Source organism: Chamaesiphon sp. OTE_75_metabat_556 (assembly GCF_031378165.1).
Classification (GTDB): Bacteria; Cyanobacteriota; Cyanobacteriia; order Cyanobacteriales; family Chamaesiphonaceae; genus Chamaesiphon.
Genome location: NZ_JANNDR010000071.1, coordinates 1 through 24,384, shown reverse-complemented (window position 1 = coordinate 24,384; position 24,384 = coordinate 1). Strand labels below are relative to the sequence as shown.

At 48.6% G+C, this 24,384-nt stretch carries 20 protein-coding genes; 13 read left to right on the top strand and 7 right to left on the bottom strand.

The annotated features are described in order from the left end of the window. Positions 1 to 8: 8 nt before the first annotated feature. Positions 9 to 3,887, bottom strand: a complete 3,879-nt coding sequence (locus RMO27_RS03480; protein ID WP_309729134.1) for a hypothetical protein — start codon at positions 3,885 to 3,887, stop codon at positions 9 to 11. A 214-nt stretch (positions 3,888 to 4,101) separates the two neighbouring features. On the opposite strand from RMO27_RS03480, the gene RMO27_RS03475 reads away from it, so the two are divergent. The 5 genes from RMO27_RS03475 to RMO27_RS03455 all read left to right on the top strand — a co-directional run bounded on the left by RMO27_RS03475 (position 4,102) and on the right by RMO27_RS03455 (position 8,311). Beyond that, on the top strand, positions 4,102 to 4,659 hold the full coding sequence (locus RMO27_RS03475) for a hypothetical protein (RefSeq protein ID WP_309729132.1): 558 nt from the start codon (positions 4,102 to 4,104) through the stop codon (positions 4,657 to 4,659). Between the two features lie 441 nt (positions 4,660 to 5,100). Next, positions 5,101 to 6,072, top strand: coding sequence for a hypothetical protein (locus RMO27_RS03470; protein WP_309729131.1), 972 nt, complete (start codon positions 5,101 to 5,103; stop codon positions 6,070 to 6,072). A 110-nt stretch (positions 6,073 to 6,182) separates the two neighbouring features. Further along, entirely contained in the window at positions 6,183 to 6,335 is a 153-nt protein-coding gene (locus RMO27_RS03465; protein WP_309729129.1) for a hypothetical protein, read from the top strand. Between the two features lie 78 nt (positions 6,336 to 6,413). Then, the gene (locus tag RMO27_RS03460) at positions 6,414 to 7,649 is read left to right on the top strand and encodes a DUF2201 family putative metallopeptidase (protein WP_309729127.1); all 1,236 of its coding nucleotides are present in this window, start codon (positions 6,414 to 6,416) and stop codon (positions 7,647 to 7,649) included. A gap of 131 nt (positions 7,650 to 7,780) precedes the next feature. After that, on the top strand, positions 7,781 to 8,311 hold the full coding sequence (locus RMO27_RS03455; protein WP_309729126.1) for a DUF6438 domain-containing protein: 531 nt from the start codon (positions 7,781 to 7,783) through the stop codon (positions 8,309 to 8,311). Between the two features lie 226 nt (positions 8,312 to 8,537). Here RMO27_RS03455 and rdgB read toward each other — a convergent pair whose 3' ends face one another. Next, positions 8,538 to 9,131, bottom strand: a complete 594-nt coding sequence (gene rdgB, locus RMO27_RS03450; RefSeq protein WP_309729124.1) for an RdgB/HAM1 family non-canonical purine NTP pyrophosphatase — start codon at positions 9,129 to 9,131, stop codon at positions 8,538 to 8,540. 78 nt (positions 9,132 to 9,209) lie between these two features. On the opposite strand from rdgB, the gene ggt reads away from it, so the two are divergent. Then, positions 9,210 to 11,033 (top strand): gamma-glutamyltransferase, encoded by a 1,824-nt coding sequence (gene ggt / locus RMO27_RS03445; RefSeq protein WP_309729121.1) that lies wholly within the window; start codon positions 9,210 to 9,212, stop codon positions 11,031 to 11,033. A 356-nt stretch (positions 11,034 to 11,389) separates the two neighbouring features. Continuing rightward, on the top strand, positions 11,390 to 12,349 hold the full coding sequence (locus RMO27_RS03440; RefSeq protein ID WP_309729119.1) for a PIN domain-containing protein: 960 nt from the start codon (positions 11,390 to 11,392) through the stop codon (positions 12,347 to 12,349). 30 nt (positions 12,350 to 12,379) lie between these two features. Here RMO27_RS03440 and RMO27_RS03435 read toward each other — a convergent pair whose 3' ends face one another. Further along, entirely contained in the window at positions 12,380 to 13,036 is a 657-nt protein-coding gene (locus RMO27_RS03435; protein WP_309729118.1) for a helix-turn-helix transcriptional regulator, read from the bottom strand. An 88-nt stretch (positions 13,037 to 13,124) separates the two neighbouring features. Between RMO27_RS03435 and RMO27_RS03430 the strand changes: the two genes are divergently transcribed. Further along, positions 13,125 to 13,553 carry an MAPEG family protein gene (locus RMO27_RS03430; RefSeq protein WP_309729116.1) on the top strand — a complete coding sequence of 143 codons (429 nt, stop codon included), beginning with the start codon at positions 13,125 to 13,127 and terminating at the stop codon, positions 13,551 to 13,553. 269 nt (positions 13,554 to 13,822) lie between these two features. Here RMO27_RS03430 and RMO27_RS03425 read toward each other — a convergent pair whose 3' ends face one another. Beyond that, positions 13,823 to 15,358 (bottom strand): phosphomannomutase/phosphoglucomutase, encoded by a 1,536-nt coding sequence (locus tag RMO27_RS03425; RefSeq protein WP_309729114.1) that lies wholly within the window; start codon positions 15,356 to 15,358, stop codon positions 13,823 to 13,825. A gap of 191 nt (positions 15,359 to 15,549) precedes the next feature. On the opposite strand from RMO27_RS03425, the gene RMO27_RS03420 reads away from it, so the two are divergent. The 3 genes from RMO27_RS03420 to RMO27_RS03410 all read left to right on the top strand — a co-directional run bounded on the left by RMO27_RS03420 (position 15,550) and on the right by RMO27_RS03410 (position 20,306). After that, complete coding sequence (locus RMO27_RS03420) at positions 15,550 to 16,857, top strand: hypothetical protein (RefSeq protein ID WP_309729112.1); 1,308 nt, start codon at positions 15,550 to 15,552, stop codon at positions 16,855 to 16,857. A gap of 149 nt (positions 16,858 to 17,006) precedes the next feature. Next, positions 17,007 to 17,618, top strand: a complete 612-nt coding sequence (locus RMO27_RS03415) for a Uma2 family endonuclease (protein ID WP_309729110.1) — start codon at positions 17,007 to 17,009, stop codon at positions 17,616 to 17,618. 132 nt (positions 17,619 to 17,750) lie between these two features. Then, on the top strand, positions 17,751 to 20,306 hold the full coding sequence (locus RMO27_RS03410) for an endonuclease MutS2 (RefSeq protein WP_309729108.1): 2,556 nt from the start codon (positions 17,751 to 17,753) through the stop codon (positions 20,304 to 20,306). 26 nt (positions 20,307 to 20,332) lie between these two features. On the opposite strand, the gene RMO27_RS03405 is transcribed toward RMO27_RS03410, so the two are convergent. Beyond that, entirely contained in the window at positions 20,333 to 21,532 is a 1,200-nt protein-coding gene (locus tag RMO27_RS03405) for an ABC transporter permease (RefSeq protein ID WP_309729106.1), read from the bottom strand. 122 nt (positions 21,533 to 21,654) lie between these two features. Here RMO27_RS03405 and RMO27_RS03400 point away from each other — a divergent pair, with 122 nt between their 5' ends. Both RMO27_RS03400 and RMO27_RS03395 read left to right on the top strand, forming a co-directional pair. After that, entirely contained in the window at positions 21,655 to 22,260 is a 606-nt protein-coding gene (locus RMO27_RS03400) for a glutathione S-transferase family protein (RefSeq protein WP_309729104.1), read from the top strand. Positions 22,261 to 22,353: 93 nt separating this feature from the next. Continuing rightward, a complete protein-coding gene (locus RMO27_RS03395) occupies positions 22,354 to 22,653 on the top strand; it encodes a hypothetical protein (RefSeq protein ID WP_309729102.1) in 300 nt (99 codons plus the stop codon). Positions 22,654 to 22,781: 128 nt separating this feature from the next. Here the strand turns inward: RMO27_RS03395 and RMO27_RS03390 are convergent, their stop codons facing one another. Both RMO27_RS03390 and RMO27_RS03385 read right to left on the bottom strand, forming a co-directional pair. Beyond that, positions 22,782 to 24,053, bottom strand: a complete 1,272-nt coding sequence (locus RMO27_RS03390) for a dihydrolipoamide acetyltransferase family protein (protein ID WP_309729099.1) — start codon at positions 24,051 to 24,053, stop codon at positions 22,782 to 22,784. 132 nt (positions 24,054 to 24,185) lie between these two features. Beyond that, positions 24,186 to 24,384 (bottom strand): hypothetical protein (locus RMO27_RS03385; RefSeq protein WP_309729097.1); only part of this gene is annotated, 199 nt, incomplete at its 5' end.

Genomic DNA, 24,384 nt, shown 5'->3' with positions numbered 1-24,384 from the left:
GTTAACGTTCACTCCCACTCTTGGAATCGATCGAGCCAATGTTGCAGGGCGCGTTCGATTTGGGCTTTGCGACGTTCAAAATTAGCAGCTAGGGTAATAATCAGCACGCCTGCTAATAACCCGATCGCCCATTTGGTAATCGGGTACTCGGTAATCAGCAAGAGTAATTGATAGGTAACTGTCAGCAGTAAGGAGATCGTGCCGACATATAGCCAAGCGCGCACCCTCAGTACTAACCCGATGGCGGCGATTGCTAGTCCGATCCCGATCGGTAGCCATGGTTGATGCCATAGTAGTGCGACGATCGCGATCGTGCCACTGCCGAAGATTCGCCCATAATGACGATTTTGTTTAGAGTTTTGCCAGTAAGGGTCCCATTGGACAGCAGCTAAAATCGATGCACCGATGAGGACTGCCGCCCAGAACGGACTATTGAAGTGATACTCAAGTAGCAGTCTCAGCCCCGCCCAGTTGATAAAGATCAGACTCAGATAAGCCCACCCAAACTGGCGTTGGCGGCGTGCTACTCCCGCATAAAATCCGGCAAGAATGATCAAATTGAGCAGCGAAATCTGCTCCCATTCAAATACAACTCGTGAGAGGGGTAATAATAATGCGACTATTCGCCACGGGCGATCTTGCCAGCCCCATTGTCGCCACGGAGCTAATAAGATCAGTAAACCCACTAGACAAGCGACTAAAATTAACCCTTCATCGACGATGCCGAGATTCTGGAAGATCGATCGCGCATAGATGCCGACGCCTAATAGCTCCGCAAAGCCGACATAAATCCACCAGTCTCGGCCATCGAGATCGCGGGCTTGAATCAAGGCATATCCGCCTAATAACCCGCTAATAAATAGATGTAAGAGTGTCAGTTGCGGCAGGGGTAAAGCGGGCATCGTTGCAGCGGCGATCTTCCAGGCACTAGCGACAGCCCAGTGCAGATGGGCAACATTTTTGAGGTGTTTGAGTGGGAAATTCCACCACAGATCGCCACCTTGCCGCGATCGCCACCACACGCCCGATCGATAGGCTAAGGCGAGTAAAGCGGTGGCAAAGCCATAGACGGTGAAGGCATCGGCAATATTGCCACCACCAGGTGCTTGAAGGAGGTAATGGGTAATTAGCTCGTAACAGCCCAATGTCCCTGCCAGCATTCCGCCATAACCGATCGATCTGTAACTGCGGCGACTGGCTAACACCCAAACGATACCAGCAGCGATCGATAGCAATCCTGTATCAGCATTGAAAAATGGCAGTCGGAGGATTAAACCCCAACCCGCCAACAGAATGGGTAAGAATTCGATCCCTGGCGTGGTGAGGCTCGGCAGTTGCTGGCGTGCGTCCCGCTCGATCCAGAGCCAAGTGGGAACAGCCAAGGTGATATTGGCAGTGGCGAGGATGAGCGTATTGCCACCTAATAAATGTACCAATGCACTTAGAGCCAACTGTAATGCCCAAATGCAGCTCCAAAACCAGACCCGCTGCGGAATTGAATTATGTTGCCACTGGCTGCGTGATCGCATCGATCCAGCCAAAATGACCGCAGCGCAGAGGGTGATGAGCTGGATATTTTCAAAAATAGGTGTATTACTACGCTGAAGGCTGCCCAACCACTGGAGATCGAGCGCAATATTATTGGCATAATTCAAAGAACCGATCGCTAGTCCCATTCCGGCTAAACCGATCGCCCACCGATCGCTAGCTACCGCATAGATCCGAGGTAATTTGGGACTGACAAACCAGAGCAGGGTACATGTCAACGCGCCGATGAGGAACCAATAACTGGGAGCGATCGATTCAGCGAGTAAATTCACACCCAATCCCAATCCAAATCCAATCTGAATCGCGGCGGGGAGGATGCGCTGGAGACGTTTGACGATCGGGAACATCAGTCCCACCGCTGCAATCAGCCAGATCGATCGCCATTCGGGTCGATCGATCGTCAGTACTAGTCCGGCACCTAAACCCAGGATTGCCAACCCAGCCGATCGGGGTTGGTTGGTGAGTTGCCACGGTTGAACGGGTGGCTGTCGGAGCGCGACATAGGTAAAAGCGATCGGGACCAGCAGCCACCAGATCGGCCACATCGATGGGGTGGTGGGGAAAGAGGCGATCGTCAGGAAACAGCCATAGGCAGATATTGCCAACCCCAAACCGAAATGCCAACTACTGCGTTGCCAACCGTCTGTTGCACGCCTTACGGGTTGAGCCGATAACCACAACTCGATCGCCGTCAAGATCGTGCAAGCGATCGCCAAGACATTCGAGACATTAATTAAATTGCTAGCCAGCGATGGATACCAAGTCCAGCCATAGGCGATGGCTGCAAAGATGGTAGCCAAGCCACACAGGTGGGTAAGGTAGATATAACTCGATTTGACTGGCAAGTACCGCAAGGTCAAATGTGCCAAAATTGCAGTCGATGCTAATAGATCTAAGAGTAGACTCAGGGGTGTGCTCAGATTCACTAGTGGCAACAATGCCCCAGTCACTAAAATGAGGATTTCACCCGTGCGGGTCAAGGACTGCCAGCCTTTGTGCCAGAACCAGTTGGTAATCCACACCCACAACAGTAAATAAGGGAAAATTAATAACGAGCCAGCGAAAATATAGTTCTGACCGAAGACTAGGACTAGGAACGGTAAAATCTTGGCCAAGATCGCCCCTGTCGATAGGGGTGCCCACAGCAAATTGCTGACGATATAGGTTTGCAGTCCGACAATAAATAGAGCGATGACTTCTCGATCTTGTTGATGAGATCGCAGGCGTTGCCAGATCCAGACTAGAGCCAGACTACTGACGGCGACTGCTTGCCAGGAGCTATTGCGGTAACCACTCAACAAATCGCCGATACTCAATAGCCACCCAAACACCAGTAAGCTAGCACCGACTCGCTGGTAGAGTCGCGCTAAATTGCTCAGGGTGACTCGATAGCGGGCTGTCCGTAGGGATGTTTTCGCATGGCCGATCTGAGTGAGTCGATCGAGTCGGCGATCTTTTTGCAGACCCCATTGGGTAAATAACCAACCGACAATCCCGATCGCCAAACCGAAGGTAAATAGTGGCAAATGCGCCACGAATAAGCCGCGCAGCAGTAAGATTCCCACCCCATAAACAGCCAGTGCGCCACCTTCGATCTGGCGCACCTTTTGCAGGACGATCGCCACACCAATCGCACCGATATAAATCGCGATCGCCGGCCAGTAGGGGAGTTGCCAGCCTAGCTGCAAGCAGCTCGTCACCAGATAGGCACCAAGCAATAAGCCAGATCCGCGTTCCTGTTGTTGCTTGAGATAGACGATCCCGCCCAGCCCGCAGCCAGCGACGATCGCCGTAACTAGTCCCAACGGCTGTTGCCAGAGTCCAAACGAATCGATCGCCCAAAAGTTAACGGGCATCAATAGCAGCGTTACTAGTTGCAAGGTATTCGCCGTCAGCCGCAAGCCTTCCTGTTGGCGCGCCCACCTGCCAACGACCCAAAATCCGATCGTGTACAGCCACAGTAATCCATATTGTCCCCACGCCGGAAATCGCGACCATTGCGTCGCTGCCAGGACTCCAGAGGAGAGCACGACCAAAAACACCCCCAAAAATAGCAGCCACCGCACGCTCAATTCGTCCTTGAGGTTCTGCCAGATGGTACGCATGGCCGGAATTGCGGGGATGGCTGCTGCTGACGGTGCGAGTGTCGGTGCCGCCGGCTGTGCCTTGTTGTCTGGCAATGGCAGCTCTTCACTCAAGCAAGCCTTGGCAATTTGCAGCACTTGCGATCGATCGAGCATCTGCGATCGCACCAGGTGATCGAGGATGTTCAGGAGATCTGGATCGTCAGGATCGATCCGCAATTCTAGCCACATCGACTTTGTTAAAGGCTGGGACATAATTTCAGGCTGGGGGTTGCCTACTATCCTCCCTTATCTGTGGACATTTCTACCGATCGATCGTGACAGTTTGTCGAGCGCACGATCTGGCGATCGAGATTTTTGGCAAAAATTCGATTAGTGTCCGGATGCCTCAGTACGATCGATGTAAAGAAAAGAACAATCGATTCGTGGCCTGTAAAACTAGATCGATGTCAACCTACTGATTTTTACCATGTCTAAATATTTATTTGTCACTGCGGCAACTGCACTCATCAATCTAGTTTTAGTCACCACGAATACCATTCAGATTGCCAATGCCGGGATAGCTGCTGGATCTGTACAGGCAGTCACTAGTCAAGATAAGCTGATTGTCAAAGGAGAAAAGCTCGATCGAAAGCCCGCTCATCTTAATTCCCAACAGCAATCAGATGTCAAGGGTATTCATCGGACATTGACTGAGTTTTATCGCGGTTTGAATGAATACAATGTCGATCGAATGGCACGAGTTGCTGTGACGACGTCAAGCAATGAAAAGGCATACATGCAACGGATGTTTGATAAGTTGAAAGCTTACAACGTTGACATGAGTATTGAAGTCCAAGATATCGAACTGATAGCACTTTCCGAGCGGAATGCAACCGTCAAGGTCACTCAACTGATGAGAGCTAGAGGCTCTAATAGAGCAATGAGTTCGCAGCAATTATCTTCATTTTCTTTGATGAAAACTCAGGGTCGCTGGCGAGTGATTGACAGCAATACTGTCATGCGCTCTATGCCTCAAAACCGTTAACTAAATGTGATTTAGATCGCTGGTAACATCTCGATCGAATGTCATAATTAATAGTAAGGAATTTAAATTCAATAAATTGTTTTAACTCGATTTTAAAATTTTCTTGACCGCTGCTTGGAAATCAGATCGCTAAGAGGGTGTTTGAAAAGTCAAATTTGTTACGCCTAAACCCTGGAAAATCCCCCTAACCCCCTTAAAAAGCGGATGCGCTCCGCGCGGGTTCCCCGCGCAAGGAAGCGCACCAAGCAGGGGGGAACCGGATTCTTAGTCCCCCTTTTTAAGGGGGATTTAGGGGGATTCATACCAACTATGGGTGTCAAAAATAACTTTTCAAACAGCCTCTAAGATCGCCAAGCTGAGTTTGTAAATTAGCGGCGATGTTCGATCCTCTAAATCGCCAGCTAATTTTTCAAAACAAATATTAGATCTATCCGAAATAACATGAAACTATCGACTATTAACTGGTTGTCGAGAGCGATCGCGCTGCCATTATTTATCACAATTACGCAGATTTTACCCGCTAATGCCGCGCCGATCGATCGCTCGCTAATTTCGCTAGGTACAGCGGCGCGGACTGTCCGATCCTTGCCATCTGTCACGGATCTCAATCTGGCAGTGCCAATTCCAGCCAAGACGATCGTCCCAGATAATCTCGATCGCGTTGGCACGATTCAGCCGAGATGGTCTAATCCTAGCCGTCATCATCCAGTACTCAAATCTAATTCCGAGCGGACTAATAAAACTACCGCGATCGGCAAAAATATTACGTTAACATCTAATCTCAAGCCATTAGCAGGATCGACGATCGATCGTCAGAACAAATCAAAAGTTATAACTAGACGTAAGGATTTAGTCGCAACTAATATTGAAGTCACAGCTCCCGCTCCCACTCTCAAAGTTACACGGAAAAGTAGACCTAGTTCCAAAAATCTGGCCGCAGTATCGCCGCCACCACTTAGCAATAACTACTTGCGACTAGTTAAAGATCCTAGCAAAGGAACTAATGATGTTGGTAATCCGATTTATACTCTCGAAGCATATGTGAATGGTCAAAAGTATCGGACATTCGATGCTGTTTCTGGTACAGTAAATACTCAAAATGCCGATCGCCATATGGGTAATAATGCCGCTCCTTTACCAGATGGAATGTATGAAGTTAGTAATGCCATCGTCCCGGGAACTATGTCTGAAGTTGGCCGGACTTTTATTGGGATTTATCCAAAATTTGAAACTGGACGTGTCGATTTAGGTATTCATCTTGATCGGAGTTTCAATCAGAGCAATGGCTATGATGGTACGGCTGGTTGTATTGGCATTACAACTACAGTCGATCGCGATGCAATTAATGAATTTATTATCAAATATCGTCCCCAAAGCTTAGTTGTCAAAATTGTATCTTCTTCAGATCGCTAATAACTTAGGTCGATTCACTATTAGCGATCGCCATCATCAATTACTCGGCAATTGAATCTGATTTTGTGTTATTATCATAGCAAATAATATTTAGAGATATTACTTTAGCTATGGATCGATCCAAGGTTGTCGCTATCATTTCCGGTGTAATTTCGATCGCCTTAGCGGTCGTCTATTTATTAGTCGTGCAATTTCTTGATTTTCGGGGCGAGATGCTCCCCGCACCAATAGTTGACACCATCTTGTGGCGATTACCACTCTAAAACTCACCTGTGCTCGGTCCAGTTGCTCACAAATAGCTAACTGTTAATTATGCCGGTGGTCGTGGGATTAATTAAGAGATGAACGCTTGTCCCCCCACTGTTGATTTCGACCATCTCATTAGCGCATCCTTGCTCCGGTTGCGAATGAAATCGCCATTTTTTGGTACTTTGGCGATGCTGACTCGCTTTGTGTCCTGCACGACGATTCCCTGTGCCGCCACAGATGGCCGAGATATCTTTCTCAATCCCGAATTTCTCAAGTCCCTACCGATCGGTCAACAAGAGGGTATCCTCATCCATGAGATCCTGCACGCGGCACTATTGCACCCGATCCGCGCGCAAGAGCGAGATCCGCAGTTGTGGAATGTGGCTGCCGATATTGTGGTGAATGGGACAATTATTCAAAGTGGATTTGAACTACCGCCAGGAGGCTTGCGCGACGAGCAGCTAGAACAACTGAGCGTTGAGGAAGTCTACGAATTATTGCGCGGTAATGAAACCGAAGCTGATGCCACTGGACGCGTTCGGCAGTGGCAATTAGCAGATCTCGACTTGTTATCAAGTTGCGATCTCAATCCTCATGCCATGCACTGTACAAATCTCGCCCCCACCCCAAACTTGGATCTCCGGCACCGCGAGGAATTATCCGCACATTGGCGACAAGCACTTCAGCAAGCAGCCGCAATTGCCAGCACTACTCAATCGGGGAAACTCCCCACCGGGATCGAACGCGAGTTTGAGTCGATCTTTAGCCCGCAAATCGACTGGCGAGTCTATTTATGGCGATATTTAGTCCAGACCCCAACCGATTTCCAGGGGTTCGATCGCCGTTTTGTCGGACGGGGACTCTATCTCGAAGCATTGCAATCCACCTCAGTTCGAGTCTATGTGGCGATCGATACTAGCGGCTCAGTGAACGCGACACTGCTGGCACTATTCATGAGCGAAATCCACGGCATTTTGGGCGCGTATCCCCATCTCGAATGCGATCTATACTACGTCGATTGTGATGCCCATGGCCCTTATGCGATCTCGATCGATGCCCCCATTCCACCGCCAGCAGGTGGTGGCGGTACTTCCTTTATCCCCTTTTTCGATCGCGTCCGCGCAGCCTGGGACGAACATAGCCAAGCAATCTGCATCTACCTCACCGATGGCTATGGCGAGTTTCCAACTCCCGCACCCGCCTTCCCGACGCTCTGGGTAGTAACTCCAGGTGGTTTAGATTTAGCCCGATTTCCGTTTGGGGAAGCAGTAAGGTTAATCGATAATAAAGCGCAATCGACTCCGCACGGCGGCAACGATGCCAACTAGTGCAACAATCGATCGACAGTAACATCCCGAAATACCATCATCTACTGATGTAGTTTAGGTCAGACATTTGCTAATTTTTTTAGTTAGCAATCCATCGAGCCTCATCCTACTTTATAAAATTTGGTAACTTAATGAACGATCGACAACTAATTAAATCTGGCGTGGTCTTAGCAATATGGTCTTTAGTCGCTTGCAGTGCCCCGCAACAGCCACCGATAACACCTACTTCGCCTTCATTACCAACCTACCCCCCATACCAGTCAATAACATTAGAAAGAACAGATTGTTATGGAGGTTGCCCCATGTATAAAGTCACAATTTCTGGTAGTGGCAAGGTGAACTATGAAGGTAAAGAAGCTGTCAAAGTCAAAGGTAAAGCTCAAACATCTTTGACAACAGCTCAAGTTAAAACATTGGAAAAAGCGATCGCGGAAGTAAAGTTAGATTCATTCCAAAATGAATATATTGCAGATAAAGATGGTTGTAAAGTATTTATGACAGACGCCCCATCGGCAATAATTACAGTTTCAACTGGTAAGCAAACAAAAAGTATCCATCACTATCTAGGCTGTGATGGTCAAGCCAATCTGGAACGACTGACAATCTTTGAAGACACGATCGATACAGTTGTGAATTCTGCCCAATGGGTCAAGAAAAAATGACGAATTATTCAAGTCAGTTGCTCTGGTCGGAGAGACTACTCTCAGAGGATGTTTGGAAAATATAGTTTGCTACTTAGATCCTAGAGAATCCCCCCAACCCCCCTTAAAAAGGGGGGCTTAAAGTCCCCCTTTTTAAGGGGGATTTAGGGGGATTACCACCAATGTGGGTATAAACCGATCGATCGTGTCTATATTTCCAAACATCCTCTAATGGGATAAGCCGTCATTAGCGATCGATATTAGCAATCTCTGCCAATTTTTGGCTAATCTGATCGAAGGCGATGCCGCGATGACTGATACTGCGCTTGGTGGTGACAGACATTTCGGCGAAAGCAAGTTGTTTGTTCGGGACGTAAAAAATCGGATCGTAGCCAAAACCATCGATACCGCGCGGTACGGTGAGAATTTCGCCAGGACAAATGCCTTCAGCTTGAGCGGCGATCGATCCGTCGGGACGGGCGACAGCGACAGCACAGACAAATTGGGCTTGGCGTTGGCTGGGTGTGGGGAAATTGGCTAACTCTGCGAGCAGGCGATCAATCCGTTCTTTGTCAGTCTTGGCATACCGGGCTGAATAAATTCCCGGCGCACCATTGAGAGCATCTACTTGCAAACCAGAATCATCAGCGATTGTCCAGGCGTTTAGCGCGATCGCCACCTCTGAGGCTTTCTGACAGGCGTTAGCGGCAAAGGTGATGCCAGTCTCATCGACATCCAATTCGGCGGGTTTGAGGCTCAATTCCCAGGCACTACCGCTCAGATAGGCTTGCATTTCGCGCAATTTACCAGGATTGCTAGTGGCGACAATTAGTTTTGGCATATGATTTGATTAAACCGCAAAGGCGCAAAGGGCGTGGAGATGAAGATGGCGAGCAGTTGGAGATATGTTTACCGCTACATGCTAACTATTAGCTTACTCCCGATCCTAGCTGGTTCTGTGCCGGCGTTCGCAGCTTATCCGCGTCCGACTCGCAGTCAAAATGGGATGGTCACATCCGCTCATCCATTGGCAACTCAGGCGGGGGTGGAAATTCTGCGGCAGGGGGGTAATGCTGTGGATGCAGCGGTGGCGACGACTTTGGCGATTTCGGTGGTAGAACCGTTTTCGGCGGGGATTGGCGGTGGCGGGTTTATGGTGACGAAAATGGGGAAAGATCTTAAATCCCTAGATTTTCGGGAGCGTGCGCCCCAAAAAGCATCGCGGAATATGTATTTAGACGCCCAGGGCAAGGTGCGCCCGAATGCGAGTCTGGAAGGACATTTGGCGGCAGGAGTGCCTGGGACGATCGCGGGACTAGCCGCCGCGCACCAGCAGTATGGCAAGTTACCTTGGCGGACGGTAGTCGCCCCCGCCATCAAACTAGCGCGGCAGGGGTTTATTGTCAGTGAAATTTATACCGAGCAAGCTAAATCAAAACAGCAACTCTTAGCCAGCAATCCAGCGGCACGGGAGATTTTTACACGCAACGGGCGACCGCTGCAACCAGGCGAACGACTGATCCAGCGGGATTTGGCGCGGACGCTAATTGCCGTCGCTCGCAATCCCCAGAACTTTTATACCGGATCGATCGCCAGTGCGATCGATCGCGACATGCGCCAAAACAAGGGCTTAATTACCCGCGCCGATCTCCAAGCCTATCGCCCCAAGTGGCGCGAACCTGTCTGCGGAAAGTTCCGTAAATATCATGTCTGTTCGATGGCGCCGCCGTCTTCTGGGGGCGTACATTTAATCCAAATCTTAAATACGATCGGTAGCACGGATCTAGCCGCATTGGGTTGGCATAGTCCCGATGCGCTGCATCTGCTGATCGAATCGATGCGGATTGCCTATGCAGATCGATCGGCATATCTCGGCGATCCCGATTTTACCAAGGTACCTGTCTCGGCTCTGACCAATCCCGCCTATGCCACCAACCGCCGTCAGGAAATCGATCCACAAAAGGCGCGTTCGTCTAAACTCGTCCGTCCGGCGACACCAGAGATCCTCAAACAATTCGATCGAGTCACCACCCAATCGACTGTAGGGGTGCCCCGTCTTGACGTTTTATTATTCGGGGGGAACCCCCGAATAAAAACGCCGCTCGTGGGCACCCGTGGGGGTATTGGTACTCACAAAAAAGACCCATCCAGATCGCCAGAATCGCTGGAAACCAGCCACCTGAACGTGGTCGATCGCGATCGCAATGTGGTCAGCCTGACATTTACAGTCAATTATCGGTTTGGCGCGGGGGTAGTAGTCCCAGGCACGGGGATTTTATTAAACGATGAGATGGATGATTTTGCGATCGCGCCTGGAGTACCCAACGTGTTTGGTTTAGTCGGTGGCGACAAAAACTCGATCGCCCCTGGTAAAACACCCCTATCGAGTATGACACCGACGATCGTCACTGAGAATGGTAAATTTCGCCTCGCCGTCGGCGCACCGGGCGGCAGTACGATTATCACCACCGTTTTGCAAATCTTGCTCAATGTCCTGGAGTACAAAATGGATGTCGGCGCGGCGGTAGCGGCGGGGCGAGTGCATCAGCAGTGGCTGCCAGACAAGGTAAACGTCGATCCCTGGGGCTTCGATACCGCGACTCTCGCCGAACTCCGGCGGCGCGGACACTCGATCGAGCCGCGCAGCTATTGGGGCAATGCCAATGCGATCCAACAGCTCCCCGATGGCCGTCTCGAAGGTGCTGCCGATCCACGCGGCGAAGGCACAGCACGCGGATTTTAATTGACCGATGGGAGTCGATGCTCCGCATCGATCGGCTTTATTCCTGTCTGCTAGGAGTTAAGCTGCCGATCGATCGTTACCAGATTATGACTGGTTCAGATCCGATCCCCCCGCTCCCAATTCCCACCCCAAAGCATCGTCAATTGACGGCAGAGATCGGGTTCTGTTCAATAAGTAGCATCAAAGATGTATATTTAGATAGGATGAAAAGTAGTAAATAGGGCGATAGCTATTAGGGTGGACGCTCGCTCTTTGCAAAAGACGCTAAATCAAATTAGTAATTCGATTTGTGAATATTAATTAAATTCATCTAATCCATCTCCCCCTCCTCTACCCTCTATCCCCTCACTAAAGATATGCAGCTTTTTATCGACACTAATATTCTGCTATCTTTCTACGCACTCAATCAAGAAGATCTCGCCGAACTAAATAAATTAATTGACGCGATCGATCGACAACAAATTACGCTATTATTTACCGATCAGATCTTGGATGAATTCAGTCGCAATCGCGAACAACGAATCGACGGGGCGATCAAATCCTTCCGCAATCAAACTTTCAATCCCCAATTTCCCCAACTCTGTGAAGACTACGCCGAAATCGAAATCTTGAGAGAATCCCTCAAACAATACGAACAAGCTCATGCCGCATTAGTGGCCAGGATCGCCATCGATATTAAAGCCAAAGCCCTCAAAGCCGATGGGATCATTCAATCTTTATTTAGACTCGGTAAACAACTGACACCGAATAGTACCGTACTCGATCGAGCGCGGTACCGCATGGGCATCGGCAATCCACCTGGCAAGAATAACTCTTTGGGCGATGCGATCAATTGGGAATGTCTGCTAGATCAAACGCCAGTCGGTAAAGACCTCTATTTTATTACTGGTGACAAAGACTATTGTTCGGCACTAAGTGACGATGAATTTAGCGATTTCTTGATGACTGAGTGGGATCGCAAAAAACAAACAAAAATTCACTTCTACAAACGATTATCAAGCTTCTGTAAAGAACAATTCCCCGAAATTGCGTTAGCTAGCGTGCGCGATAAAGAATTTTTAATTAGAGATTTAGTCAACAGTCATTCGATCGCGGGTACGCAAGCCGCGATCGCCAAATTAAGTTACTATTCAGAATTTACCGCCGCGCAAGTAAATACGATCGTCGCAGCCGCAATTTCCAATCGGCAAGTAGTTTGGTCGATCGACGACGATCTGGTCAGAAACTTTCTTTCATCTGTCGTTGCAAACAACAAACAATATTTAGATCCCGCTAGTCTCGCCGCGATCGAAGGATTATTAGGCGAGAAAAACTAAGCTTGGGTTTCTGAAGCCGTCAATTGTCAATTAACTAGCAAGCTGCGCTACCATTTCAGTACGCGATGAGACTTCCAGCTTCCGAAACATCCGCTTCAAAGCCTGCTTGACCGAATTTTCGGTAATCCACAATTCCTGCCCGATTTCGGCATTCGTGCGCCCCAACGCCACTAATTTGACAATTTCTAATTCGCGCGGCGTTAATTTCTCTGTCTGGAAAATTGGCGTAGTGGTTCTAACCGTCGTCGCCCAAATCGATAAGTGCAAGCAGATCCCACTCAGATCGGTTAAATTTTGGCTGTCGAAAGCAGGCAGGGATTTTTCGCGCGTGCAACCCACTGCACCTACTAATTTACCCCGACTGACGATCGGCCCGACCATCACATGCCAATGATCCGCACGCGGACAAATCGCGCTCCACACCTTGGGTGATGTCACCAAGCCTTCATGTACTGGCGCGTGATGCTCGACTAAATAACGGGCGAGAGGATTACGATCGATCGATAGGGCAATTTTCAGGATGTTTTGGAGACTGGGATTGAGTGTCGAAAGTTTATCGAAGAAAAAAATACCCGCTTTGGTAGTTACAAAGTGTTCGCGAATCTGCGGCACAATTTGCGATCGCAAATCTGCTTCGGTTTTGACTAGATCGATCTCTTGAAATAAAACTGGTAAGAAACTCGTCATCTGTCGAAAAGAGTACCCGATCGAGGACTATCGGTATAAAATTCCTGAACTTATACTAACATCAGCCGATCGAATCATCGCCATCCCAATGACTCAAACTGCCATTTTTAGCCCCTTCTTTGCCACGATATTTCTGACGCTCATTGTCTGGGTATATATGTATATCCGCCGGATTCGCTTCATCACAGGTCGCAAGATTAGCCCGAAGGATCTAGCTGTACCTGGCGCATTAGCCCAACTATCGCCACCGAGTGTATCCAATCCTGCCGCTAATCTTCAGAACCTGTTCGAGATCCCCATAATTTTCTACGCACTCGTTCTCTATCTATTTGTAACGCAGCAAGTAGATCCCATCTATGTCAATGCGGCTTGGATCTTCGTCGTGTTTCGCGTCTTGCATAGTGCTGTCCATTGCACGTTTAATCTAGTTATCCTACGGTTTTATCTCTACCTATTTTCCACGCTGGCAGTATGGTTCATCGCCATTCGGGCAGCGGTTAGCCACTTTAGTATTTAGACAAAATCTCGAACTATGATTTGTCAGATTAATAGATGGACTGCGATTGCAAGGTCGAGAGAATCGGTGAAAAATCCCCTCCGAGGAGGGGTGCCTATAGGGCTGCTGGTCGGGTGACCCGCCCAGTGGGTTAGGTAGATCTACGCAACCGATCGATCGCATATACACCCATCCCCATGCCAATCGAGTTTTATTTGCGATGATCATCGATCGATCCCAAGACAAGGTGGGAATCAATTTGGGCGGAGGTTTAGCCTTTTCTCGATCGATTAAGATTGAAAAGCAGCTAAATTGAGAGCTTCCTGGGTTTTTAAAAAAGATAGTAGTCGCTGCTCGATCCGATCGACACCCCCCGCTACATTTGATTCGATATTCACGGGAATTACCGGATCGTGGAGGGACAATCGCAATAGGAACCAACCAGATTCATGCTCAGAAGTACAAGCTATGCGTACCCCTTCATAGTTATTAGGAACGATTTTCCAGTCGGATTGACTTGCTGCGAATGCTTGCATTCGATCGATTACTTCATTTCCATAGGCTTGAAAATCATCGGTTGTTATCTTGATGCGTAACTCTTGACTTTCGACTGGTTCTTGGAGATTGGTAATTAGATCGGTTAACGATTTGCCAGCTAATTTAGATTTAGCGAGTTCGATTAAGAGTTTACTGACTAGATAGGCACCATCGTCGAGAAAGTGATTTTCTTTCATCGCCGCATGTCCCGAAGTTTCGATCGCGACCCATGATTCTTTACCCTCTTTATTTAACCGCATCGACTCATTGATGACATTTTTATAACCACGTTTGAACCGATGATGAGTACCGCCCAAATCTCCCTCGATAAATTGCGTCAAACCATCGGAAGTAATCGAATCAGTCACGATTGTAGACTTGGGATGTTCTTGCAAAACGATCGCGCTAATCAAGCCGATTAGGCGATTGCGATTGAGTTCTTTGCCCGTGCTATCTACTGCCGCCGATCGATCGACATCCGTATCAAAAATAATCCCAAAGTCCGCCTGCTGCGCGACGACAGCCTGACAAATGGCGGCCATTGCCGTCGGATCTTCAGGGTTGGGGACATGGTTGGGGAAGGTGCCATCTGGCTCTAGAAACTGGCTGCCTGTCGTATCCGCACCCAAAGGTTCCAACACGCGATCTGCATAAAAACCCCCCGCACCATTACCCGCATCGACGATAATTTTCAACCCCGCTAACGGTCGATCGAAATTATCCGATCGATTGACAGCTTGCCGGATTTGAGTGACAAATTGGTTAGCATATATAGACATAAAATCGCGTTTGGCGATCGACCCTTTTACAGTGGCAAGTTGAAAACTATTACTCGCTGCTAACTGTAAAATATCGCTAATATCTTTCTTTTCCAAACCACCTTGCGCGGTGAAAAATTTCAACCCATTGCGATTGAATGGTAAATGACTGGCAGTGAGCATAATCGCACCATCGTACTCAAATCCAGGGGTAATCGTACTCATAAACATCGCTGGTGTCGAAGCCAGATCGAAGTCATACGCCTGCGTACCGACGGCAGTAATTCCATCCAGCGTAGCTGCCATAATTGCCGGTCCAGATAAGCGACTATCGCGTCCCACTGCTACCATTAATTCAGAGATCGGTTTATTTCGCTTGTTTGCGAGCCATGTGGCAAAAGCTTGTCCGAGAATTTTGGCGACTGCGGGGGTAAGATTGACACGTTCGTCTTGGACTCCTTCGAGGGCAATCCCCCGGATGTCTGAGCCATTTTGGAGCTTGTTCCAGTTGAAATCTTGTACGATCGCCATGTGGTTTAGGGATTAGGGACTAGGTGTTAGGCTATGGATTTTAGCAGAATGGTAACATTAGAACTAAACCCTAAATGTGTGTGCAACCATTTGATTGCCTAATAACTATAGCCAAAATACTCTAAAATGAGTGGCGAGATGCACGTATTTTGTAATATCTTTTAGTGTTAGTACCAACTACTCGGCAGAATATGTGGTTTGAACGATCGATGGCAATGATTGCCGCGATGAGTTTTATCGTATCGATATTCGACCTTACTTATATTCCTGCTCGCGATGTTTACTTTCGCAACTTGCCGCTGGTCGTGCAAACATACGATCAATTTAAAGGGATCGAACCCCATCGCGAAACAATCCGGTATCTCAATGCAGTCGAACAACTCAGAAACACCGTCAACCAAACTGGATTAGCTTCATCGCAGACTCAAAGCTGGCTCCAAGAATTGGATACTTTGAGCACCAGCATGATTCAAAACAATCCTTTTCAAGTAGCTCACAAAACGGGCAACTTGGAAAAAATTAAAAATGATGTCCGAGATCGCGTCCAGAATCAATCAGCCAAAGGTGCCTTTAATACCTTCTGGAGTCAAGATTATCTCACTAAAGCTGGCTGGGATAAAGAGCTTCAATTTTTCGATCGCACAATCAAGCCGTTAATTGTCACCAACTATTATCGACGATTGAATGATTCTGGTAACTATGTCGATGATTTTTGGCAGATCGACATGGTTTTTATCGGTATTTTTGCCAGCGAACTACTGGGGAGAATTTTCTTTTTTCGCCGCCGTGATCGGCAACTGAGATGGCAACAAGTAACGATCCGCCGCTGGTACGATCTGATTTTATTGTTACCATTCGCCCAATTTTTGCGGATAATTCCAGTTGTCGTGCGGTTGAAACAAGTCAAATTAATCAATACTGAGCTAATTGAATCAGAACTCAATCGCTTATTCGTCGGTCAGATTGTCATCGAATTAACTGAGGCCGTAATCCTCCAGACATTACAACAAACTCAAGATGCGCTTAGAGATGGCCAAATCGCTCTTGTCCTCCGCAGCTATCTCAACACACCACATGTAGACTTAAATAATATCAATGAAATCGAAGGTTTAATCGAAATAATTTTAGAAATAGTTGTCTATCGGGTTATTCCCAAGGTTCAACCGGATTTAGAAGCAATTTTGCGCTTCTTATTTCAAAAAGCTTTATCAGAATCTCCCGCCTATCGCAATCTCCAACTACTCCCAGGGATCGGTGAATTGCCAGCCCAAGCGATCGATCGAGTTGTCACAGAAGTCTCCACTTCCATCTATACAGCCCTCACCAAGTTACTAGAAGATCCCGATAGCGCGAAACTCAGCCGTCGTCTGGCCGAAAATTTCACTCAATCGATCGGTACTGAAATGCAACGCGGACAAACAACTACCAAAATTGAATCTTTGGTCTATGATCTAATTGAAGAAATTAAGGTCACTTATCGCAATCGAGAAATAGAATAATTGCCGGTATGAATATTACAGTCATCAACGATCGTCAGGCTCAACTTGAATTAATCGATCGAGAAATAGCATAGACACAGCTTACTATCTGAACTCAATTTAATTTAGAATATAAGTAATATCTTGGCAATAATTAAGATTGGAGCAACATGACTAATCTACAAATTAAAACAGCACCGATGTCGATGACAGTAGATATCTCCGCTCTAATGACATTGCCACAGATGAGTGAGGCGCAATTTTATGAATTTTGTCATCGCAATCCCAATCTCCGCATCGAACGTAATCCCAATGGCGAAGTCATCGTTATGCCCCCAGCTTTTTCAGATACCGGAAATCGTAACAACAAAATCGGTTATCAACTGACTCGCTGGACAGAAGAGCGTGAGAATGGCGAAGCATTTGATTCTAGTGCGGGATTCACACTACCAAATGGAGCCGTGAGATCGCCTGATGCTTCGTGGATTAGGCTCGATCGCTGGAATGCTCTCACCGAAGCGCAAAAAGCCTCCTTCGCGCCGATTTGTCCTGATTTTGTCGTGGAGCTAAGATCCGCTAGCGATACCCTTAAAAGTTTGCAAACCAAAATGCAGGAATATATTGAGAACGGCGCGAGATTGGGATTATTAATCGACAGACAAACTCGCACGGTTTATTGCTATCGCGCAGATGGTTCGGTGGCCGTCTTAAACCAACCAGAACGGGTGAGCTGCGATCCAGAATTACCAGGCTTGACACTGCAAATGGCCAAAATTTGGTAGCGTTAATCGATCGATGATCCCATTCCTCAGTTTGATGTATTAAAAACGTTCTCGATCGCCACCTCCAAACCTTGCAAATCCCCAATCCCCAGCATCTATAATAGTTAGCAAGGTAACATCGAGCGTAGAGTAGTGATTCAGGCAGAGACTTTAGAGTTATTGGAATGGTCGCGATTGTGCCAGCAGGTAGCGACATTTGCGGCGACAAAATTGGGTACGATTGCCGCACGAAATTTAGTCATTCCCCACAGTCCGAGGATCAGTCTGAATCTCCTCGCTCAAACCAAAGAGGTGTATGACTTAGAAACCCGCTTGACAGGTGGATTGTCTCTCGATGGGATCGAAGATTTTGGGGATGCTCTCGAACGCGCCGCTGTCCAGGGAATGCTTTCGGGTAGAGAGTTGCACGAGATCGCTACTACCCTAGCGGGAATGCGCAAGCTGCGCCGGACGATTGATAGTGAAGAACAGATCCCCGTTTTACAGGGCTTAGTCGCCGATGTGCGGACGTATCCAGAATTAGAACAAGATATCTATCACTGTATCGACGATCGCGGCGATGTCACCGATCGATCGAGTGAGAAATTAGCCCAGGTGCGCATCCAGCTCAAAGGCTTACGCGATCAGATTTACAAGTTTCTCAATAGTCTCATGCAGCGGCAAGCCAATGCCATTCAACAGCCATTAATCACCCAACGGGGCGATCGGTTCGTGATTCCAGTTAAAGCCTCCCATAAAGATGCGATTCCTGGTGTCGTTCATGATACCTCTGGCAGCGGCTCGACTTTATATGTCGAACCCCAGCAAATCATCAATCTCGGCAACCAACTCCGCCAACTCTTACGCCAAGAACAGCGGGAAATCGAAGCAGTATTAACCGCGCTCACCGCCAAAGTAACTGAAGTAGTAGCCGATCTCGAACATCTGCTGGTAGTCGCCACCACGATCGATCTGGCTACAGCTAGAGCGCGCTACAGCCTGTGGTTAGAAGCCAATCCGCCTAAATTTATCGATCGCGAAGCAAACGAATATATTACCCTGCGCCAACTCCGCCATCCCTTACTGATCTGGAAACACCGCCATGAATCAGGTGTTCCCGTCGTGCCGATCGATCTATCGATCCGCCCAGATATCCGCGTCGTCACGATTACTGGCCCCAACACCGGCGGTAAAACTGTTACCCTCAAAACCCTGGCGATCGTCGCTTTGATGGCCAAGGTGGGGCTATTTATCCCCGCTCGCGAGCCAGTTGAGATCCCCTGGTTCGACCTGATTCTTGCCGACATCGGCGACGAACAATCCCTTCAGCAAAGTCTCTCCACTTTTTCGGGACATATTCGCCGGATTAGTCGAATTTTGGATGCAATTGGGGAGTCGGGAGTTGCGGATGAAATCGCGCTGAGGTCTCCTCAGCGTGCGTTTCACCAAGCAGGGAGTGAGGAGTTGGGAGAAGAAGAGAAAAAAGAACCGTCGGAAACACTATCCACTATCCACTATCCACTATCCACTGTCTCCCAACTCCCAACGCCCGACTCCCAACTCACATCCCTCATCCTCCTCGATGAAGTCGGCGCCGGCACCGATCCCGCCGAAGGTAGTGCCCTAGCGATCGCGCTATTGCAATATTTAGCCGATCGGGCGATGCTGACGATCGCGTCTACTCACTATGGCGAGTTAAAAACCCTCAAATATCAAGACAGTCGCTTTGAAAATGCTTCGGTCGAATTTGATGACGTCAATCTCGCGCCGACTTATCGCTTATTATGGGGCATCCCCGGTCGATCGAATGCCCTATCGATCGCCCAAAGATTGGGGTTGAATCCAGCCGTAATTGAGAATGCCAAAGCTCAGGTAATATTAGGCGCGACGCAAGAAGTCAACGCAGTCATCGCTGGACTCGAAGCCCAACGCCGCAACCAGGAAGCCAAAGCCAATGAAGCGGCGACTATTTTAAAACAAGCCGAAGCCTTTTATCTCGAAGTTTCCCAAAAAGCTGCCCAGTTGCAAGCCCGCGAACAGGAACTCAAAGTCAACCAAGAACGCGCCGTCCAAGCCGCCATCATCGAAGCCAAAAGCGAAATCGCCCAAGTCATCCGCCAACTCCAACAAGGCCCCCAAACCGCCCAGGCCGCCCAGCAAGCCACCGCCGAACTCGATGGCGTCTCTACTCGCCGCCTGCCAGCTAAAACCACTCCTAAGCCGCCTCCAGGCTTCAATCCCAAAGTGGGCGATCGCATCCGCATCCCCAAGATCGGCCAAAAAGCCGAAGTCTTGAGTGAAGTAGATGACAATGGCAATCTCAATGTCAAATTCGGCATCATGAAAATGAATGTCGCCCTAGCTGACATCGAATCACTCACCGGCGAAAAAGCTACTCCGCTACCGAAAAAATCTGGGGCTAAAGTGCCAGGGAAAACCACGACTACCACGCCAGTTGTCGCAATTCGGACATCAACAAATACTGTCGATATTCGCGGGCAAAGAGTGGCAAATGCCGAGAGCGAAATCGAACGTGGGATCGGGCAAGCTTATCAATCCGGTATCATGTGGGTGATTCATGGCAAAGGTACCGGCAAACTCCGTGAAGGCGTCCATGAATTCCTCACCCATCATCCCCAAGTCGATCGATTTGAATTAGCCGGTGAAAAAGACGGCGGCGGCGGTGTGACGATCGCCTATCTCAAGTAATAGAAACAGGGATAATATCTGTTGGATTAGCCTAATGTATTAGTTGAAGAACGTTGTAAATTCCGAGGATCGAGGGCATCGCGCAAACCATCGCCGAGCAGATTGAAGGATAAGACAGTCAGAATAATTAATACTGCTGGCGGCCAAATCAACCACGGTTGAAAGATCAGAATCGAAGTATTGGTGGCGATCGAGAGGAGATTTCCCCACGAAGGATCGGGTGGTTGAATTCCCAATCCGATCAGGCTCAATACCGATTCCGAAACAATAAAACTCGGAATCGCTAGCGTCGCGGAAATAATCAAATAAGTAGCCGTCTGCGGCAATACATGGCGGACGATAATATACAACGGTTTCGCCCCCATCGCCCGTGCTGCCTGGACAAATTCTCGTTCCTTAATCGATAAGACTTGACCGCGAATTACTCGCGCCAATCCTGCCCAACTGATAAACGAGGTAATGATAATAATCAGTAAAAAGCGTTGGGAGCTACTGACTCTATCGGGTAAAACCGAAGCTAAAGCAACTAATAAATACAGACTCGGTAACGTCATCAACACCTCCGCCACCCGCATGATCGCCGCATCGATCCAGCCCCCAAAATAGCCCGCAATCCCACCCAAAATCATCCCAATCGGGAAAGAGATTAACACGCCAATTAACCCGATAAATAGACTGATTCTACCCCCATAGACGAGCCGAGTGAATTGATCTCGACCCTGTTCGTCGGTACCAAATAGATTGATTTTGCCCGCACCTGTCGTCCCAAATAAATGCCAATCGCTGGTAATTCCGGGGAAAAGAGTAATTTCTTGAGCGTCAGCTTTTGGCTTCACAATTGGGGCTTTACCTTTCTTGGTTTTCTTACTCATTGCCGGATCGAATTTCGGCAGCAAGGGGATACTGAGTTGAAATAATTGGTAGCTAGAACCGCGCACAAAGAAGCTAATTGGCGATGCTTGGGTAGTATCGATTTTCAACGGTCGATCACCTGTCTTGATATCTGTCTGAGCCTGAGTCGTCGGGTAGACATACGGCCAACTCAATCCCCCCTGTGGATCTGTCCAATGGATAGCAGTTGGTGGCAGCAGCGAGCCATCATCCTGTGGGGCAAGGGGATTATATGGCGAAACAAACTCTGCGGCGATGACTGCCAGGTACATGACGATTAAGGCGATCGCACCCAATCTAGCCAATCCATTTTGTTTTAATTGTTGCCACCACATTGGAGGTTCGGGGGTAGAGAATAGGTAGGCGGCGACTGTGCTCAGTCCCAGACCCTAACATTAGATTAATATAGATTTCACTCGGCGATCGCGCGATCGTCTTTTAAAACCAGCCAAATCTGATGCTCAAACTCTATCAATACGCACTGTCCGGCAATTGTTACAAGATCCGCTTACTGCTCAATCAACTCGGGATCGCTTATGAATGTATTCCCGTCGATATCCATCAGGGTGAGAGCCGGACGCCGGAATTTCTGACGATGAATCCAGTGGGGAAAATACCAGTTTTGGAAGTTAGTCCCGGACAGTATTTGCCAGAATCCAATGCCATTATCTATTATTTAGCTGACGGTACGGACTTTTTACCCCAAGATCGCTGGGAACGCGCGAAGGTAATGCAGTGGTTATTTTTCGAGCAATTCAGTCACGAGCCAAATATTGCCACGGTGAGATATTGGATTGCGATCGCCAAAATCGCCGATCAACACCAAGAAGCGATCGCTCACAAACAAGCCTTGGGCTATGCCGCACTCCAAGTGATGGAACAGCATTTAACCAAATTCGATTATTTCGTCGGCAATCGCTATTCGATCGCGGATATTTCACTTTATGCTTATACTCATGTGGCAGAAGACGGCGACTTCGATCTCAGTAGATTTCCGGCTATTTTAGCTTGGCTCGATCGGATCGTCAGTCAGCCCAATTACCTCAGGATCTCCGCCAAGTAATCAGAGCTTGAGAAAATCTCATCTACAATTAAAATAGCCCTGCTAGTTGGAAACTAGTAAGGCTATCGAGCCGCAGAGAATCGATCGCCAGATATGACTCAAGCAACCGACACGGATATTAAAGAACTCAAAGATCTCATCACTGGACTAAGAGAAGAAACCAGACTAGGATTTGCCAATATCGATACAAAATTTGCCAATATTGACACCAAGTTGAGTGACATCAAGGGAGATCTCAAGGTGATAGATTCAAGATTAACGATCGTCGAAGCCACCTTGACGAAACTAGATAATCGGCTCTGGACATTTATCGGGCTAGTGCTCACATCTACGCTTGGCACATTATTAGCGGTGTTTGTGAGATACATGTTTTGGGATTCACCCAAACCATAAACAAAATCAGGTAGGGGTAATGTCTTGTCTCGCTAAACCCTCGGCAAAGCCGAGGAGCGCGAGCCGCTTCATGAATTACCCCTACTGATTTTGTGGATTGTCAATCGTCGATCGATTCAGAACTGCTGCTAGAGGGTTAAAGATTGAGTATTAGTTTCAAGTAATAACGCCAAATCCTTGAGGAAATTAGCCGCATCCGCACCATAGATAATCCGGTGATCGGCGGTCATATTTACCTGCATTTGGCGACGAATGGCAAACGTACCTTCTTCACTGGCAACTACAGTCGGCTGGGAGGCACCGACCGCGAGAATTGCGCCCGTACCAGGGGGCAGGATGGCATCAAACCGATCGACACCGAGCATTCCGAGGTTGGAGATGGTAAAGGTACCAGAGCTGTATTCCTGGGGCTGTAACTGCTTGATCCGCGCCCGATCGACTAGATCTTTCCACATCCGCGACAGGGAGTAAAGATCGAGTTGGTCGGCATGTTGCAAGACGGGGGTAATCAAACCACCATCGGGCATCGCAACGGCGACAGCGATATTAATCGCACCAGGGTGATTGACCCCAGCATCGCTATAACTAGCATTCACCTTTGGATGTTGGGCGAGGGTGATGGCGACGGCTTTGGCTAGCAGTGCCGTCATGGTGACCCCTTTGGCTTTGACTTGCTTGTACAACTTGTCGAGATGATTGGTTTCGATCGTGTAGCCGACGCGGAATGTCGGTACCGCAAGGCTCGCCATCATGTTGCGATTGACAGCGGATTGGAGCGTGTTGAAGGGTACGACCCGTGGCGTACCAGTAGCCATCGGCGGTGCGACTGGTGGTGTGACGGCCGGAACGGCGATCGCCGTTGCGGGCGTGCTTGGAGTGGCAGCTACAACTGGTTTTCCGGCAGCAGTACTGACATCTTCAGCCGTAATCCGACCGTTGGGACCCGTGCCATGGATCGATTCGACGGCGACGCCATATTCTTTGGCGAGCTTCCTCGCCCGGGGCGAAACAACGGGTCGATCGCTTCTGAGAGTAGTTGCTGCTTGGGCGACAGGTGTCGCCATAGTTGCGGCGACTGGGGTTGCTGGTGCTGCGGCGGCGACTGTCGCAGCTTGAGGCTGGCCTTGTGCTTGCTGTTTGGCAGTTTCAATCTCGGCTTCGGTTTCAGCTACTAGGGCGATCGCCGAGCCGACTGGCGCGGATTCACCCGCCTGGACGATAATCGTCGCAATAAAGCCTTCATAAAATGTCTCGACATCCATATCTGCCTTGTCGGATTCGACCACGACAACGATTTCGCCTTTTTTGACTTTATCCCCTGGCGATTTTTGCCAGGAGACGATCTTACCTTCAGTCATGGTGGAACTTAGAGCAGGCATGAAAACTTCGCGGATTGCCATGGGAATCTTCTCGATCGAACAGATAGGTTTAGCTTGCGACTTTCACTTTAAACGTTTTTGGGGTTAGGGTAAAGGGGGAAAGGTTCAATATCGACCCTTTGTTGGTTTGAGCGACCGACTTTAGATTCCCGTTCATGCCTCAATCTCTAGCTCGGTATTGTGAGATGATTCCTTGATGTTACAAGATCGATCGAATCCTTTCACAGCAGGTCTATTTAAGAGTAAGATGCATTCACAAGCGTTATTATTCCATCGACTCGGGGGATAGACATGACGAAGACTGCCAAGGCAAAAGCCGACAACTTTAAGGGAAGGGTGATTCCATCCAACT